At 64.7% G+C, this 17,923-nt stretch carries 10 protein-coding genes; all 10 read right to left on the reverse strand.

Translation table 11 applies throughout. The features are described from left to right. The 10 genes from purC to KB554_RS08460 all read right to left on the reverse strand — a co-directional run bounded on the left by purC (nt 1) and on the right by KB554_RS08460 (nt 17,813). Nucleotides 1-717, reverse strand: a complete 717-nt coding sequence (purC, locus tag KB554_RS08415; protein ID WP_211035586.1) for a phosphoribosylaminoimidazolesuccinocarboxamide synthase — start codon at nt 715-717, stop codon at nt 1-3. A 91-nt stretch (nt 718-808) separates the two neighbouring features. After that, nucleotides 809-4,543, reverse strand: coding sequence for a phosphoribosylformylglycinamidine synthase (locus KB554_RS08420; protein ID WP_211035589.1), 3,735 nt, complete (start codon nt 4,541-4,543; stop codon nt 809-811). 47 nt (nt 4,544-4,590) lie between these two features. Continuing rightward, nucleotides 4,591-5,739 (reverse strand): 5-(carboxyamino)imidazole ribonucleotide synthase, encoded by a 1,149-nt coding sequence (purK, locus tag KB554_RS08425; RefSeq protein WP_339328763.1) that lies wholly within the window; start codon nt 5,737-5,739, stop codon nt 4,591-4,593. 7 nt (nt 5,740-5,746) lie between these two features. Then, complete coding sequence (gene purE / locus KB554_RS08430) at nt 5,747-6,214, reverse strand: 5-(carboxyamino)imidazole ribonucleotide mutase (protein WP_211035593.1); 468 nt, start codon at nt 6,212-6,214, stop codon at nt 5,747-5,749. 320 nt (nt 6,215-6,534) lie between these two features. Beyond that, nucleotides 6,535-8,859 (reverse strand): GH92 family glycosyl hydrolase, encoded by a 2,325-nt coding sequence (locus tag KB554_RS08435; RefSeq protein WP_211035595.1) that lies wholly within the window; start codon nt 8,857-8,859, stop codon nt 6,535-6,537. A gap of 21 nt (nt 8,860-8,880) precedes the next feature. Beyond that, nucleotides 8,881-11,130 carry a GH92 family glycosyl hydrolase gene (locus tag KB554_RS08440; protein WP_211035596.1) on the reverse strand — a complete coding sequence of 750 codons (2,250 nt, stop codon included), beginning with the start codon at nt 11,128-11,130 and terminating at the stop codon, nt 8,881-8,883. A gap of 9 nt (nt 11,131-11,139) precedes the next feature. Further along, nucleotides 11,140-13,404: a GH92 family glycosyl hydrolase gene (locus tag KB554_RS08445; protein ID WP_242116244.1), complete on the reverse strand. Its 2,265-nt coding sequence runs from the start codon at nt 13,402-13,404 to the stop codon at nt 11,140-11,142. Beyond that, nucleotides 13,404-14,411, reverse strand: coding sequence for a glycoside hydrolase family 130 protein (locus tag KB554_RS08450; RefSeq protein WP_141429156.1), 1,008 nt, complete (start codon nt 14,409-14,411; stop codon nt 13,404-13,406). The genes KB554_RS08445 and KB554_RS08450 overlap by 1 nt, the downstream gene beginning before the upstream one ends. A 21-nt stretch (nt 14,412-14,432) precedes the next feature. Continuing rightward, entirely contained in the window at nt 14,433-16,490 is a 2,058-nt protein-coding gene (locus tag KB554_RS08455) for a family 20 glycosylhydrolase (RefSeq protein ID WP_141429154.1), read from the reverse strand. Between the two features lie 24 nt (nt 16,491-16,514). Further along, entirely contained in the window at nt 16,515-17,813 is a 1,299-nt protein-coding gene (locus KB554_RS08460) for an MFS transporter (protein ID WP_242116245.1), read from the reverse strand. Nucleotides 17,814-17,923 lie beyond the last annotated feature (110 nt).

Genomic DNA, 17,923 nt, shown 5'->3' on the forward strand with positions numbered 1-17,923 from the left:
TTATGCCGTGATTTTCTTCAGACGTGCCAGAATCTCCTCGTATGCCTCGCGGACCTTGCCCAGATCGCGGCGGAAACGGTCCTTGTCGAGTTTTTCGTTGGTCGTGGCGTCCCACAGGCGGCAGGTGTCGGGCGACACCTCGTCCGCGAGCACGATCTCGCCGTCCGACGTCCTGCCGAACTCGATCTTGAAGTCCACGAGCTTGATGTTCATTTTGGCGAACAGCCCCTTGAGCACCTCGTTGATCTTGGCCGTCATCTTATAGATCTCGTCCAGCTCCCCGTAGGTCGCGGCGCCCAGCGCCACGGCGTGGTGGTCGTTGATGAGCGGATCGCCCAGCTCGTCCTTCTTGTAGCAGATGTCGTAGATCACGTTCCCGGGCTGCGTGCCCTCCTCGATCCCGAGGCGCTGGGCCATCGACCCGGCGATCGTGTTGCGCACGATCACCTCGAGCGGAATGATCTCGACACGGCGGCAGAGCTGGTCGCGCTCGTTGAGCGTCTCGATGTAGTGCGTCTTCACGCCGGCCTTTTGCAGCTCCTTGAAGATCAGGGTCGAAATCGCGTTGTTCAGCACGCCCTTGTTCTCGATCGTCGCCTTCTTCACGTTGTTGAACGCCGTGGCGGCATCCTTGTAATGAATGATGATCTTGTCGGAATCGTCCGTACGGAAAACCTGTTTTGCCTTGCCCTCGTAGAGCATTTCGAGCTGTTTCATGGTGTGTGTGAATTTTTAAGTTCTATGATCTTATCTGTTTCTTCTTCTCTTTTCCGGTGTCCTGTCTGCCGCCCCGGCCGCAGTCCCGCACCTACCGCGCCGTCTCCGGAGCCGTCTTCCGGAAGTAGGCCACGGCGTTCTCGAACAGCGACTGCCGTTTGTTGCCGGCGATGTTGCGGAAAAGATTCCGCTCGTAGCGCTCCGTGTGACCCATCTTGCCGAGAATCCGGCCGTCGGGCGACACGATGCCCTCGATGGCGTACGACGAACCGTTGGGATTGTACGGCGCCTCGGCCGTGGGCTGTCCCGCGGCATCGACGTACTGGAAAGCCACCTGGCCGTTGGCGAAGAGTTCGCGGGCCAGTTCCTCGCTCACCACGAATTTGCCCTCGCCGTGACTGACGGCGATCGAGTGGATCTCGCCCGGGCGGAATCCCGCGAGCCACGGCGAGGCGGTCGCGGCCACGCGCGTCGAGACGATCTGCGAAATGTGGCGGTTGATGTCGTTGCGGAAGAGCGTCGGCGATTCGCGCGTCACCATTCCCAGCCGTCCGTAGGGCAGAAGCCCCGACTTGACCAGGGCCTGAAACCCGTTGCAGATGCCGAGAATCAGGCCGCCGCGGTCGAGCAGCGCATGTATCTCCTCGCGTATATCTTTATTATTCAGAACATTCACGATGAATTTCGCACTTCCGTCCGGCTCGTCGCCCGCCGAGAAACCGCCGCTCAGCACGAAGATATGCGCCCGGCGGATGTGCTCCTTCATCCCGGCGATCGAACGCAGGATGTCGTCGCCCCCGAGGTTGCAGAGCACGCTCATGCAGACCTCGGCGCCCGCCGTGCGGAACGCCTTGGCGGTGTCGTAGTCGCAGTTCGTGCCGGGGAAGACGGGAATATAGACCCGCGGGTGCTCCACCGCGTCGCCCGAATAGGCGACGCAGCCCGTCGCCGGAGCGGCGGTCATCACCTCGGCCGAGTTGATCCCCTTGTCCGGATAGACGGTTGCGAAACGTTCGGTATTGGCCCGGTACAGTTCTTCGAGCGGCATCCGTACGCCGCCGACCGTCAGCGCCTCGTCCGCCACGGTCACGCCGACCTGCTCGGCGAAGGGGTATTCGAGCGTCCCCTCGCATTCGACGAGGATCGACCCGTAAGCGTATTCGTAGAGCCGCGCCTCCTCCATCGACGTCTCGACGCCGATGCCGTTGCCGAAGGCCATCTTCGCCAGACCCTCGGCCACGCCGCCGAAGCCCACGGCCCATGCCGAGAGGATCCGCCCCGCCTCGGTCTGGTCGCCGACGAAGGTAAAGTTGCGCCTGAGCTGCTCCGTGTCGGGCATCCGGTTCTCCTTCGGGGTGTGCCGGACGAGGTAGATGCGGTGTCCCGGACCCTTCAGATCGGTCGATACGACCTTTCCGGCATTCACCGTCGTGATGCCGAAAGCCATGAGCATCGGCGGCACGTTGATCTGCTGGAAGGTTCCCGACATCGAATCCTTGCCGCCGATCGACGGCAGTCCCAGCTCGACCTGCATCTTCAGCGCACCGAGCAGCGCGCCGAGCGGTTTGCCCCAGCTCTCGGGGTCGTGGGTCATGCGCTCGAAATACTCCTGATAGGAGTAGCGCATCCGGTCGTATCGCGCGCCCGCCGCCACGACCTTCGCCGCCGCCTCGACGACGGCATAGGCCGCGCCGTGATAGGGGCTCCACGACGCGATCCGTGGGTTGTAGCCGAAGGCCATGATGCTGGCCGTGTCGGTGTAGCCGTCCGTCGGGAGTTTCTGCACCGAGACCTGCGTCTCGCTGCGCTGCGTGCGGCCGCCGAAGGGCATCAGCACGGTCGAACGGCCGATCGTCGAGTCGAACATCTCCACCAGACCCCGCTGCGAGAGCACGTTGTCGTCCCGGAGGTTGTTCGCGAAGCGCTCGGCGAGCGTGCCGCCCGCGATCTCGCGCGCGAAGGGATCGCAGTCCTCCACCGCGGCGATCTTCGCCTCGGCGTAGTGCTTCGCGCCGGCGCTGTCGATGAATTCGCGGCTCAGGTCCACCACCTTGCGATCGCCGTTGAACATGCGCATCCGCGCCGTCGCGGTCACGTCGGCCACATGCACCGCCTCGATGTTCTCCTCGCGGCAGTAGCGCATGAACTCTTCGACGTCCTTCGCCTCGATCACCACGGCCATGCGCTCCTGCGACTCGCTGATGGCCAGCTCCGTGGAATTCAGGCCGCTGTACTTGGTCTTCACGCGGTCGAGGTAGATGTCCAGCCCGTCGGCCAGCTCGCCGATGGCCACACTCACGCCGCCCGCACCGAAGTCGTTCGACTTCTTGATCAGGCGCGTCACCTCCGGACGCCGGAACAGGCGTTCGAGCTTGCGCTCCTCGGGGGCGTTGCCCTTCTGCACCTCGCTGCCGCACGTCTCGAGCGACCTGGCGTCGTGCTCCTTCGAAGAACCCGTCGCCCCGCCGATGCCGTCGCGGCCCGTGCGGCCTCCGAGCATGACGATCACGTCCCCGGCCTCCGGCCGCTCGCGGCGGACGTTCCCGGCCTTCACGGCTCCCACCACGGCCCCGACCTCGAGGCGCTTGGCCACATAGTCCGGGTGGTAAATCTCGCGCACATGGGTCGTCGCCAGACCGATCTGGTTGCCGTAGCTCGAATAGCCGGCCGCGGCCTTCTTCGAAATGACGCTCTGCGGAAGCTTGCCCGGAAGCGTATCGCCCACCTTCTGGTAGATATTGCCGGCTCCCGTTACGCGCATGGCCTGGTAAACGTAGCTGCGGCCCGACAGCGGGTCACGGATGGCGCCGCCCAGACAGGTCGAAGCTCCGCCGAACGGTTCGATTTCGGTGGGATGGTTGTGCGTTTCGTTCTTGAATTGCAGGAGCCACTTCTCGGTCCGCCCGTCCACGTCCACATCGACGTAGATCGAACAGGCGTTGTTCTCCTCCGAGACCTCCAGATCGTCCAGCAGCCCCCGCTTGCGCAGGTAGCGCGCGCCGATCGTGGCGATGTCCATCAGGCAGACGCTCTTGTGCTCGCGCCCCAGCTCGCGGCGGATGCGCAGGTACAGCGCCAGCGAATCCTCGATCTCCTCCCGCACGAAGGACTCCTCGACGGCGATGCCCTCCAACTCGGTCGTAAAGGTCGTATGACGGCAGTGGTCGCTCCAGTAGGTGTCCAGAATCCGCAGCTCGGTCTCATAGGGATCGCGGCCTTCCGTACGGAAGTACTTCACCACCTCGCGCAGGTCGTCGGCATTCATCGCCAGCCCCTTCTCGCGGCAGAAGCCCTCCAGCTCCGCCTCCCCCATGCGCGTGAACCCGCCGAGCACCTCCACGGGGCGCACCTCGGCCTGCTCCATGTCGCTGAGCACCGAGAGGTCCTTCTCGCGCGACTCGACGGCGTTGATATAGTAGCGGCGGATCTTCTCCAGCTCCTCGTCGGTGGTTCCGTCCTCGAAAAGGAGCAACTTCGACGAGCGGATGCGCACGTCGGCCGCAGGGTCGATCAGCCGCACGCAGTCCACCGCCGAGGCGGCGCGCTGGTCGAACTGGCCGGGAAGACACTCCACGGCGATATATTTGCGTCCCCCGAGGTCGCACGAGTCGGTCACCGAATCGGTCACCACCTCGCCGAAGACCGTGTAGCGGGTCTTCTCCAGCAGCTCCTCCGAAAAGCCGAACAGGTCATAGACGTTCAGCAGGCGCAGCTCGCCCAGCGCGAGGTTCAGGTTCGTGTTCAGCTCGCGGCGCAGGCTCTCGGCCTCGACGCGGAAGCGGGGAAGTTTCTCAACGAAAATGCGGTAATCGGTCGTATGGTTCATATTTCTCAAATAGCGTTCTCACTGTATTCTGCAATCCGGTCCGGCGCCTACACGAAACGCGCGGCCCAGCGGCGTTCGTACTCCCCGGCGGTCATACCGACGAAGGTGATGTGGCCCATCTTGCGCTTGGGGCGGCTTTCGGTTTTGCCGTAAAGGTGGACATGGACACCCTCATGGCCCTCGGCGGCGATGCGTTCGGCCGTTTCGAGGTCCTGTCCCAGGATGTTCTTCATCACCGTGGGAGCCACCAGCCGCGGCTCTTCGAGCGGCATCCCCGCAAGGTAGCGCACCAGCTCGCGGAACTGGCTCGTCGTGGCCCCCTCGATCGTGTAGTGTCCCGAATTGTGGGGCCGCGGCGCCATCTCGTTGAAATAGATCTCACCGCCGCGGACGAAATACTCGATGGCCAGAATCCCCTCGTAACCGCATTCGCGCATGAACCGCTCGCTTTCGCGCCTCATGCGCTCCGCGACCTCCGCGCCGTCCCCGGCCGGGACGATCGAAAGGTCCAGGATACCGTCGCGGTGGACGTTGCGCCCCACGGGGAAGCTCACGACCCGTTCGCGGTCGGCGACCATCACGATGCTCGCCTCGAAGTCGAACGGGACGAACTCCTCGAGAATGCACGGCACGGAGAGCAGCGGCAGCGCCCGTTCCAGATCGGCCTCCGTGCGCAGCACCAGCTGTCCGTGGCCGTCGTAACCGAGCGTGCGGGTCTTCAGCACGGCGGGCAGCCCGATCCCGTCCACGGCGTCCCGCAGCGACCGCTCGTCGTCCACGGCGGCGAAGCGCGGCGTCGTCAGTCCGTGCTCCCGGGCGTTGGTCTTCTCGCGCAGGCGGTCCTGCGAGTCGTAGAGGGGTTTGTAGCCCTGCGGGATGTTGTACTTCCCGCACAGCGGAATCAGAATCTCCCCCGGGACATTCTCGAACTCGTAGGTCACCGCATCGCTGCGGCGGCACAGCTCCTCGACGGCCGCCGCGTCGTCGAACCGGCCGACGATGTGTTCGTCGCACACGGCGCCCGCCGGAGCGTCCGGCGCCGGATCGAGGCACACCGTGCGAATCCCCATCGGACGCGCCGCCTCGGCGATCATCAGCCCCAGTTGGCCGCCTCCTATTATTCCTATCGTTTTTCTCTCGTTCATGCTCTTCTCCGACTTTCGGCCGGCCGGTCCTCGGACCGCGGTCCGTCGCAAATCCTTCCTATATTTCGGCTTTCAGCACGTCGGCCGTCTGACGGGCCCGGAAGGCCTCGAGCCGTGCCGCCAGCTCCGGATCCCCCAGGGCGAGGATCGACACGGCGATCAGGGCGGCGTTCTTCGCCCCGTTGATCGCCGTCGTGGCCACCGGCACGCCGGCGGGCATCTGCACGATCGACAGCAGCGAGTCCAGCCCGTTGAGCGCCCGCGACTTCACGGGCACGCCCACCACGGGCAGCGTCGTCATCGACGCCACCATGCCCGGAAGGTGCGCCGCACCGCCCGCGCCGGCGATGATGACCCCGATGCCGCGGCTGCGCGCCGTCTTGGCGTATTCGCACAGCAGATCGGGCGTCCGGTGGGCACTGACCACCCGTTTCTCGAACTCCACGCCGAATGCCTCGAGCGTGGCGACGGCATCGGCCATCACCTCGTAATCGCTCACCGAGCCCATTATCACTCCGACCTTCATATCCTTTCGATCCGTTTAAAAGTTGTCCGACGAAAAAGACGAACCGCCACGACAGGGTATGTCATGGCGGTCCGGTATCTATCCGAGTACTCCACAGGCGACCGTCCGGCCGTCGCGGGAGCACCCGCAACGCTTCTGCGACCCGCGGGACGCCGAATAGAAAGCGGCGGCGAGGCACTGCTCTCTCTTGCGTTCACACTGATCCGTATGTTCGACAGAAATCATCGCTGACCGGGAGTTCGTCCGTATTCGGAATAACGTGACAAAAGTAACGCTTTCCGGCAGATTTTCAAAATTCCCGGGCAGATTCTATCGACAATTTATCGACATTGGCGGCGACTGTACGAGTAAGGCGCATCGTCGGGCTGCGTGCCGCGCCCGGTGTCGGGTTCGGCCTGCATAGCGAAGCGCACCACGGCGCCGTCGGCCAGGTCCGACCACGGCAGGTAGTTGCGCGTCCACGGCTCGCCGTCGAGCGTCACGCCGCCGATATAGCGCATCTGCGGTCCGTTGGCGGGAGCCTCGATCACGATCTCGGCGCCGGTGTCGCGGCGGATCGTCGCCTTGCGGAACAGCGGCGAACCGATCGCGTACTCGCCCGAACCGGGACAGACGGGATAGAACCCGAGCGCCGAGAAGACGTACCACGCCGAGGTCTGGCCGTTGTCCTCGTCGCCGCAATAGCCGTCGGGACGGGCCGCATAGAGACGGTCCATCACCTCGCGCGCCCACCACTGCGCCTTCCACGGTTCGCCGGCGTAGTCATAAAGATAGATCATGTGCTGCGCAGGCTGGTTGCCGTGGGCGTAGTTGCCCATGTTGGCCACCTGCATCTCCGTGATCTCGTGGATGCGCACGCCGTAGTAGCTGTCGTCGTAGATCGGCGGCACGACGAACACCGAATCCAACATCTTCGAGAACTCCTTCCCGCCGCCCATCAGCCCGGCGAGCCCCTCGACGTCGTGGAACACCGACCAGGTGTAGTGCCACGAGTTGCCCTCGGTGAAGGCGTCGCCCCACTTGTAGGGGCTGAACGGCGACTGGAACGTCCCGTCGGCATTGCGGCCGCGCATGAGTTTCGTCCCGGGATCGAAGACATTGCGGTAGTTCTGCGCCGCCTTCTCCAGCTTCGCGGCATCCTCGCTGCGGCCGAGTTTGGCGGCCACCTGCGCGATGCACCAGTCGTCGTAGGCGTATTCGAGCGTGCGGGCCACGTTCTCGTTGATCTTCACGTCGTAGGGCACATACCCCAGCGTGTTGTAGTACTCGTGGCCCAGCCGGCCCGTCGAACTCACCTCGGGGTGCACCTTCTCGCGCCCCGAGAGCATCGCCTCGTAGAGCGCGGCGACATCCTCCTCCGGCGTGATGCCCTTCAGGATGGCGTCGGAGACCACCGACGCCGAGTTGTTGCCCACCATGCAGCCGCGGTGGCCCGGCGACGCCCATTCGGGCAGGAAGCCGCTCTCGCGCCAGGCGTTCGCCAGTCCGGCCTGGATCTCGGCGTTCACCGAGGGATAGACCAGGTTCAGCAGCGGGAACAGCGCGCGGAACGTGTCCCAGAAGCCCGTGTCGGTATACATGTAGCCAGGCAGCACCTCGCCGTTGTAGGGGCTGTAATGCACGATCTCGCCCGAGGCGGTCACCTCGTAGAACTTGCGCGGGAAGAGTACCGAACGGTAGAGGCACGAATAGAAGGTGCGGTACTGGTCGAGCGTGCCGCCCGAGACCTCGATGGCGCCGAGCACCTCGTTCCAGCGCGCTTCGGCACGCATCCGCACCGAATCGAAACCGCCCTCGCCCAGCTCCCGGAGGTTCTGGAAAGCCTGCTCCTCGGAAATGAACGACGAGGCGACGCGCGCCGTGATCTGCTGTCCGCGCGCGGTCGAGAAGTGCACCTTCGCCACGGCGTGCTCGCCCTCGACCGACTTGCTGCCGTCGGGATAGAGCATGTTCCGCCCCGGCTCGTAACGTCCCGGCCGGTCGGTCAGCTCCACGGCCGTGAACGGCGTGTCGAAGCGCACGACGAACCAGTTCCTGAAGTTGTCCGGCACGCCGCCGCTGTTGCGCGAGGTGTAGCCGACGATCGTGCGGTCGTCCGCCATGCCGATCCGCGACCCGCGGTCGAAGGCGTCGATCACCACCCCGCTCTCGTCCGATTCGGGGAAGGTGAAGCGCATGACAGCCGCGCGGTCGGTCGGTGCGATCTCGGCCTTGACGTCGTGGTCGGCCAGATAGACCGAATAGTAGTAGGGTTTGGCCGTCTCGGACTGATGCGAGAACCAACTCTGCCGCGACTCCTCGTCGAGTTTGTCCCTGCCGCGCACGGGCATCAGCGAGAACTGTCCGTAATCGTTGATCCACGGCGAGGGCTGATGCGTCTGCTTGAAGCCGCGGATCGTGTGGGCGCCGTAGGTATAGGTCCAGCCGTCGCCCATCCTGCCCGTCTGGGGCGTCCAGAAGTTCATGCCCCACGGCAGCGCAATGGCCGGATAGGTGTTGCCCGTCGAGAGCGAATAGTCGGACTGCGTGCCCATCAGCGTCGTCACGTAATCCACGGGCGGCAGCAGCTTTTCATCCGGCTGCGCCGTCGTGGCGCATGCGGACGAGAGAAAAGCCAGGGCGGCCGCCGTTGCGAGTCTTTTCATGTCGATCAATCGTTTTAAGGGTTATTTTCCGGTAGCCGGGGCATCGTACCAGAGCGCCGGCTCGGGTCCCATTTCGAACTCGAGCACGCCGCCCCGCATCACCTCCCCGTGCGTGATATAGGGTTTGTCATAGGGTTTGCCGTCGAGCGTGATGCGCTGCACGTAGCGGTTCTCCGGCGTGTTGTTCTTCGCCGCGACGACGAACACCCCGCCCGGGACCTTCACTTCGGCCCGGTCGAAGAGCGGGATACCGAACCAGTAGCGTCCGCCGGCGGGTTCGACCTCGTACATGCCCAGCGACGAGAGGACGTACCATGCCGACATCTGCCCCACGTCCTCGTTGCCCGACAGTCCGTCCGGCTCGGCGTGGTAGAGCGTCGTGAGCACCTCGCGCACCTTGTCGGCCGTCTTCCACGGCTGGCCCAGCATCGTATAGAGGTAGAGCACGTGGTGGCTCGGCTCGTTGCCGTGGGCGTACTGGCCGATGAGACCCGAGATGTCGGGCGAAGTCTCGGCACCCTCGATGACGGAACTTACCGTGAAGAGCGAATCGAGCTTTTCGAGCATCCTCTCCCGGCCGCCGAAGCATCCGACGAGTCCCTCGACGTCGTGCGGCGCCAGCCATGTGTACTGCCAGGCGTTGCCCTCGCAGTAGTCGTCGGCGCGGTGCGTCGAGGCGAAGGGGTTGAACGGCGTGCGCCAGCCCCCCTTCGAATCGCGGCCCCGCATGAAGCGCGTCGCCGGATCGAAGTAGTTGCGGTAGCTATGGCTGCGCTCCGTGAAGTATTTCGCGTCCTCCGTCCGGCCCAGCGCTTCGGCGGCACGCGCCGCGGCGCCGTCGGCCAGGGCGTACTCCATGTCGTAGGCCACCGCCTCGTTGAACAGGTCGCACGGGATGTAGCCGTGCTCCATTCTGAGGCCGTTGCCGCGGCCGGGATCCATCGCCGTTTTCCGGATCGCCTCGAAAGCCTTTTCGCGGTCGAATCCTTCGATGCCCTTCACGATGGCGTCCGCCACGACGGGAATACCCGGGTTGCCCACCATGCAGTCGGTCTCGTTGCCCCACAGATGCCATACCGGCAGGCGCCCCTGCTCGTCGGCGATATGCAGCATCGTCTGCACGATGTCGGGCATCCGCTCCGGATGCAGGATCGTCATCAGCGGCATCGCGGCGCGGTAGGTATCCCACAGCGAGAAGGTCGTGTAGTTCGTGAAGCCGGGCGCACGGTGGATTTCATAATCCGACCCGCGGTAATCGCCGTTCACGTCGCAGAACACGGAGGGCGCCACCATCGTGTGATACAGCCCCGTGTAGAAAATCCGCTTCGCCGTCTCGTCCTCCGTCGTGATCTTCACCTTCGACAGCTCGTCGTTCCACGCCTTGTCGGCCGCCGCCGCGGTCGCCTCGAAATCCCATCCGGGGAGCTCCGCGGCGAGGTTCGCCTCGGCTCCCTCGACGCTCACGGGCGACAGGGCCACCTTCACGAGCAGTTGCTCGCCCTCCTCCGTGTCGAAATCCACGCGCGCATAGCGGGCCGCGATCCGCGGCATCTTGGAATCGTCCATCTCGCCCGGATGCAGGTAGGCGATTCCCCTGGCGGGTTTCGAGAACTCGGCCACGAAGTACACCTTCTGGTCCTTCGCCCAGCCCGTCGAGTAGCGCCATCCGCTGATGCGCGTGCTGTCGTCCGAGAAGCGGAAGCCCGTATCGGTCGCCTTGTCCCAGCAGCCGCCGTTCTCCAGGTCGAAGACCACGGCCGCGGCATCCGACGCCGGGAAGGTGTAGCGGTGCAGTCCCACGCGGGGCGTGGCCGTCATTTCGGCCGTGATGCCGTAGCGCGTCAGCGGAACCGAGTAGTAGCCCGGCCGGGCGATCTCCCGCGTGCGGTCGGCATAGGACCAGAGTCCCGACGACGGATCGTCCTCCGTGCCGCGGGCATAGGTCACCTCGCCCACGACGGGCATCACCGTGACGTCGAACAGGTCGCCGATCCCCGTGCCCGAGAGGTGCGTGTGCGAGAAGCCGATCACCGTCGAATCCGACCGGTGGTATCCCGAAACCCAGTCCCACTCCTGCGGAATGCTCGTGGGGCCGACCTGCACCATGCCGAACGGCACGTTCGCCCCGACGAAGACGTGGCCGTGGCCGCCCGTGCCGATCTTCGGGTCCACGAAGCGGGTGAAATCGCTCTCCGCAGCGGGCTGCGAAGGCGAGCAGGCCGCCGCGATAAGCAGGGCCGCCGCCGGCAAAAAGCTGTATGTCCGTTTCATAGTCAAGCGTTATTTGTCGTTTTTCAATTCGAATTTCAGTCGTCCGCCCCCGAGCAGCTCGTCGTGCGAGAGGCGGTACTTGCCGAGCGGTCTGCCGCCGAGCGTCATGCGGCCGATGTAACCGGCGCCGGCCGCCGGCCGCTCGGCCTCGATCACCAGCGGACCCCGCTCCGTCGCGATCTCCACGCGGTCGAACACGGGGGCCGTCAGCGTATAGTACGGCTCGCCCGGGCAGTCCGGATAGAATCCCATCATCGAGAAGACGGCCCAAGCCGACATCGTACCCGTGTCGTCGTTGCCGGGAATGCCGTCGGGTGCGGTGGTGAAGTATTTGGCCAGCAAGCGGCGCACCTCGCGCTGCGTGCGCCACTCCTCGCCCGGAAAGCGGCTGAAGAGGTAGGCGTAGGCGATGTCGGGTTCGTTCGCCGGGTCGTACAGCCCCTCGTCGAAGACCATTTGGAGCTTATCGACGAACTTCCGCCGGCCTCCCATGAGTTTCGCCAGCCCCTCCACGTCGTGCGGCACGAAGAAGGTGTAGTTCCAGGCCGACCCCTCGTGGAATCCCGGCGCGGCCGTGAAGTTCTCGCCCGCCTTCGGGTCGAAGGGCTCGAGGAACGTCCCGTCGTCGTTGATCGGCCGCAGCGTCCCGAACTCCTTGTCGTAGTAGTGTCTGTACCCCAGCGAACGGTCGCGGAACAGACGCGCGTCGTCCCCGTGTCCGAGCGAGTCGGCCAGCAGCGACAGCGCATGGTCGGCGACGTAGTACTCCAGCGCGTGCGACACGGAAGTGTCGCCCGCGAGGTCCTTGGCGTAGAAGCCCAGCGGAATGTAGCCCCGCTCGACATAGGGGTCGATGTCCGGCCGCAGCCGGTTCTGCGCTCCGGGCGTCGTGGCCGACTTGCGGAACGCCTCGTAGGCCGTCGCGACGTCGAAGTCGCGCAGCCCCTTCATCCACGTATCGACGATGACCGGAATGGCCGGGTCGCCTTCCATCGTGAAGGTCTCGCGGCCGTACAGCTCCCACTTGGGCATCCACCCCCACTCCTCGTACATGCCGATCATCGAACGCACCATGTCCAGTTGCCGCTCGGGATAGACCAGCGTCAGCAACTGGTGCACGTTGCGGTAGGTGTCCCACAGCGAAAAGACCGTATAGCGTTCGCCGTCGGTAACCCCCACCTCTCCCGAATGCTCCATCAGCGGGTATTCCCCGTTGACATCGCTCAGGAGGTTCGGGTGGATCAGCGCATGGTACAGCGCCGTATAGAACACGGTCTGCTGCTCCGCCGTGCCGCCCTCGACGCGGATGCGCGAAAGGTCGTCGTTCCACCGTGTGCGGGCCGCCCCGCGGATCGCGTCGAACGACGTTCCGGCGGGCTGTTCGGCGTCGAGGTTCCGGCGGGCGTTCTCCGTGCTCACATAGGAAATGCCCATGCGCACCTCGATCTGTTCGCCCTCCCGGAGGTCGTCGAACGTGAACCAGTAGCCCACGTCGTCGCCCGCCAGTTCGCGGCCGTACTCCGTGTAGAGCTTGTATTTGCCGTTGTCGGGGGTCCACTCCGCCTCGACGCCCGTCATCGGGCGCTGCTTCTTCCAGTAGCCCGACGACGACGGGGTTTTCGTCACACGCAGCACGAAATACACCGGAAACACCTTCTGCGGGTTGTAGCAGAACGTCCCCAGCAGTTTCATGCCCTCGATCTCCGTGGCGCTCACGCGGCGCACCGTAGCGCCCGACTCGTTCGTGAGGCCCTCGCCCAAATTCAGCAGGATGTGCCCCTCCCCGGCGGGAAACGTGTAGCGCTCGGCCGAGGTGCGCGGCGTGGCCGTCACTTCGGCCCGGACGCCGTACTCGTCCAGCGTCACGGCGTAGTAGCCCGGCGAGGCCGTTTCATCTTCATACGCCGTGCCGTACTCCTTGTAATCCACCGTCAGCGGCCCGGTCGTCGCCATCGTCAGCAGCGACCCCATCTCGGGACATCCCACGCCGCTCAGCGCCCCGTGGACGAAGCCCGTGAAGAATTTGTTATGGTACTCGTAGGGAGTCGACCACCATCGGGCGTCCTTGTCGTAGATGTTCGTGTCCGAACCCATCACGTTGAACGGAACCACCGCCATCATGCCGTTCGGGCACAGGGCCCCGGGATTGGTCGTGCCGAAGTTGGTCGTGCCGATGAAGGGATCGACCCGATCGACGGGCTCCTGCGCACGCAGCGGCGCGCAGAAAACGGCTGCGGCGAGCGCCGCAGCAGGAAGCGTTCGTCGCAGTCGCATCAGAGGATCGAGTTTTTCTTCGTAAATTCGACGATCTCCGGAATATATCCGAACGCAAGCCCCGTCACCGTGTCGGCACAGCCGTAGTAAACCGCCACGCGCCCCGTCGCGGGATCGTGCAGCGCAGCGCAGGGGAACGTCACGTTCGGCACGTCGCCCATGCACTCGTACGGCTCGCGCGGCGAAATCAGATACGGACCGCTGCGGGCCGTCACCTTCCAGGGTTCCTCCAGGTCCAGCAGCGCCGAACCGAAGGCATAGACGTAGCCGTTGCACGAGCGCAGCACGCCGTGGTAGAACAGCAGCCACCCCTCGCTCGTCTCGATGGGCACGGGGCCCGCACCGATCTTCATGCACTGCCAGGCCGACACCTCGAACGCCGCGGGCGACATGACGTGCCGGTGGCGCCCCCAATAGCAGAGGTCGGGCGACTCGGAGTAGAAAATATCCCCGAAAGGCGTATGTCCCGTGTCGCTCGGACGCGAGAGCATGGCGAACTTGCCGCCGATCTTCCGGGGGAACATCACGCCGTTGCGGTTATAGGGCAGAAAGGCGTTCTCCAACTGGTGGAAGGTCCGGAAATCCTCGGTCCACGCGATGCCGATCGTCGGGCCGTGGTAGCCGTTGCACCACGTCACGTAGTACTTGTCGTCGATCTTCGCCACGCGCGGATCGTAGCCGTAGGCCCACTCCCCGATCTCCGGGTCGGCGCCCTCCAGCCGGAAGTCGGCCTCCTCGATGTCCCACTTCAGTCCGTCCACCGAGAAACCGACGTGGATGCGCATGCGGCGGTTCGTGTCGTCGCAGCGGAAAACACCGGCGTAGTTGTACTTCCCGTTTCTGAACGGCACGACGGCCGAATTGAAAATACTGTTCGAGGTCGAAAGCGCATGGCGCCCGATGATCGGGTTCGCGCTGTAACGCCAGAGCACCTCGTTCGAACCCGCGGGACGATCCTCCCACGGCATATCGGGCAATGCGGGGCCCGCGATTCTGAGATTTTCCATGTTCTATCAATAATAAATCCGTCAATTCACGATAATTTCGTCGATAAACAGCCAGCCGCCCGGATGGCCGTGCGAGAAGGCGTGGCAGCGGACATAGCGGGCTTCGGCCTCGCCCGTCCAGCCGAAGGCGCGGCACTGGAGCTTCGGGTCGTCGAACGGCAGATCGTTCTCCTCGCCGCCCAGCACCGTGAAGCGCTCCCCGTCGGTCGAGACCGCGATCTCGACACGTTTGGGCAGCCCGATGAACGCCGACCGCCACTGCAGGAAATCGGCCTTCACCTCGCGGATCGGCTTCACGGCCCCCAGATCGACCGTCGCCTCGACGTCCGTATTCAGGAAGCCCAGCCAGCGGTAGCCGTAGGTCCACGACCCCAGCTTCCCGTCGGTCAGCGAACCGGGACCGTCGGCCGGATAGCCCTCGTACCACTCCGAAGCATAGGTCACCGGGCAGCCTACGGCCAGATGCCGCACCTCTTCCAGCGACTCGGGACGCTCGCCGCGCACGGAACCCGCCAGATCGAACGTGTTGTATCCCTTCGCACGGACGGCGTCGATACGCATCAGCGCCCGGCGGCGGAAATCCTCGTAGTCCTTCAGTTCGGGCGCCGACCAGGCGATCTCGGCCACCGCGAAGACCCGCGGGTAGAGCATGTACTCGGCGTATTCGGGCGTAGCGATGCGTTCGGTCCACAGGTTCGCCTGCACGCCCAGCACCCTCTCGCGGCCCGGCATGTCCTGCGGCGCCGGCTCGTACATATAGGTCTTGGGCAGGGGAACCGACCCTTCGAGCGCCTCCGGCTCGGTCGAGGGATTGCCCTGATACTTGTCCAGATAGCAGTAGCTGCCCGGAACCATCACCACCGGATGCCCCGAGGCCGCCGCCTCGCGGCCGCCCGACTCGCCGCGCCACGACATGACCGCGGCGTTGGGCGCCAGACCGCCCTGCAGAATCTCGTCCCAGCCCAGCAGCCGGCGCCCGCGGGCATTGAGGAACGCCTCGAGCCGGTGCACGGCATAGCTCTGCAACTCGTCCACGTCCTTCAGCCCCTCGCGCTGCATCCGCGCCCGGCACTTCGGACAGGTCGGCCACCCCTTTTTCGTGGCCTCGTCGCCGCCGACATGAATGTATTCCGAGGGGAAGAGTTCCATCACCTCCTCGAGTACGTTCTCCAAGAACTCGAACGTCGCGTCGTTGCCGATGCAGAAGTCGTCGTAAACGTGCGGCTTTCCCGCGCACGACAGGTGGGGATAGACCGCCAGCACCTCCTCCGAGTGGCCCGGCATCTCGATTTCGGGAATCACCGTGATATGCAGCGAATCGGCATAGGCCACCACTTCGCGGATGTCGTCCTTCGTGTAGAATCCGCCGTAGGCGTTCGGGTCGTCACGCCGGCAATAGGGCCGCCCGGCGTCGAGCCACGGCTGCCATCCCTCGATCGGGCGCCAAGCCGCGAGCTCGGTCAGCTCGGGATAACGGTCGATCTCGATGCGCCACCCCGCACCGTCCGTCAGATGCCAATGGAAGCGGTTGAGTTTGAGCGAGGCCATCATCCGCAGCTGTTTTTTCACAAACTCCTTGCCGAAGAAGTGGCGCGCCTCGTCCAGGTGCATGCCGCGGTAGGAGAAGCGCGGGGAGTCGGTGATCCGCTGCGCGGGAATCCGATCGCCGAACTGCTCCTGCAACTGCAAGAGAGTCTGTATGCCGTAGAAAAGACCCGCTTCGCCGCGCGAAGCGACCGAGACGCCTTCGGGAAGGACCGAAAGCACGTAACCCTCTTCCGAGGCGGGCAGTTCGGGCGACGCGGCGACCGTCAGACGCAGGTAGCCGTCCGACGCCTGCGGATCGTCCGTGCGGACGGCCAGCGGCGTGGTCCGCAGGTAGGCCGTCAGGGCGTCGGCGACCTCCGCCGGAGCGTCGAACGACAGGGCCAGGGGCGATGCGAGGCGGCATGCGCCGGAGCGTTTCTCGACCGACGCGGGACGCGGGATCACGGCGTCCGTCTCGGCCGTAGGACCTCCGCACGACGCGGCGCAGAGCGACAGCCCCGCAAGAAGGGAGAGCAGGTGATTTTTCTTCATACGTGTTTGCTTGGTAAACGGAGTTTATTCGGTTTTATTTCCATCGGGATAGGTGAAGGGGATGAAACGCGTCATGACGAAGGCCGGAATCGTCGCCAGCATCACCACGACGAAGAAGAGCGAATAGCCGAGCCAGTCGCTCAGGTAGCCCGACACGGCGCCGGTGAGCATCACCGAAAGGTTCATGATGCCCGAAGCGAAGGCGTAGTGGGCCATCTGGTGACGGCCGGGCGCCACCTGCTGCATCATGAAGAGCGTCAGTCCCACGAATCCGAATCCGTAGCCGAAATACTCCACGACGATGCCGCCGCCCACGAGCCACATGGAGGAGGGCTGGAAGAAGGCCAGCAGCGCATAGACCACGAAGGGTACGTTGAAGACGCAGCAGAGCGTGAAGAGCGTGCGGCGCAGTCCGCGCGCGGCGATGTAGTAGCCGGCCAGCAGCGACCCCACGAGGAACGCCCCGGCGCCGAACGTGCCGTAATACAATCCGATCTGCTGGTTCGTCAGGCCCAGTCCGCCCGCCGCGGTGTCGGCCTTGAGGAACAGCGGCACGATCTTCATGACGAACCCCTCGCCCAGCCGGTAGAGAATGATGAAGGCGATGTAGTACCAGATGTGTTTCTTGGTGAAGAAGGCCGCGATCACCTCCTTCAGGCCCCGCAGCCCCTCGCCGAGCGAGTGCCCGCCCGCCGCCGCGGCGCCCGAAGGGAGCATCCGCCCGTGGTAGCAGCCCAGCAGCAGAAGCAGCCCGCAGAGAATCGCCAGCACGACGGTCCACGCATGGACGTAGGCGTCGAACGCGGCGGCGCCCTCTGCGGAGGAGCGCTCGTAGAGCCACCCGGCGAACCATACCAGACCGCCCGTGGCCACCAGCTTCGCCAGGTTGTAGAAGGCTCCCTGCCAGCCGATGTACTTCGCCTGGTCGCGCGTAGAGAGCTCCGACATGTAAACGCCGTCGGCCGCAATGTCGTGCGTCGCGCCGCTGAAGGCCACCACGGCGAAGACGGCGACCGTCACGGCGAAGAACGACGGCAGATGCAGCGCCAGCGCCGCCACGCCGAACATGACGCCGCTCAGAAGCTGCGTCGCCACGACGAAGAACTTCTTTGTCCTGAAAATCTCCAGGAAGGGACTCCAGAGGAACTTGATCGTCCACGGCCACATGATAAGCGAGGTCCAGAAGGCGATCCGTGCGTCCGGAATGCCGAGGTCCTTGAACAGTACGGCCGAAACCATGTTCAGCACCACGAACGGGAGGCCCATGGCGAAATAGAGGCTGGGAACCCACGCCAGCGGGGAAACGGGTCTTTTTTCACTCATCGCAGAGCAGGCATTAATTCGGTTCTGGCAAACGGAGACGACCTGCGTCCGGCGGCGCGTCTCCACACCCCGAACGATGTTTTCTCCGAGGACAAAGATAATCATTTCCC

Origin of the sequence: Alistipes sp. Marseille-P2263, from assembly GCF_018101075.1 — a bacterium.
GTDB lineage: Bacteria > Bacteroidota > Bacteroidia > Bacteroidales > Rikenellaceae > Alistipes > Alistipes dispar.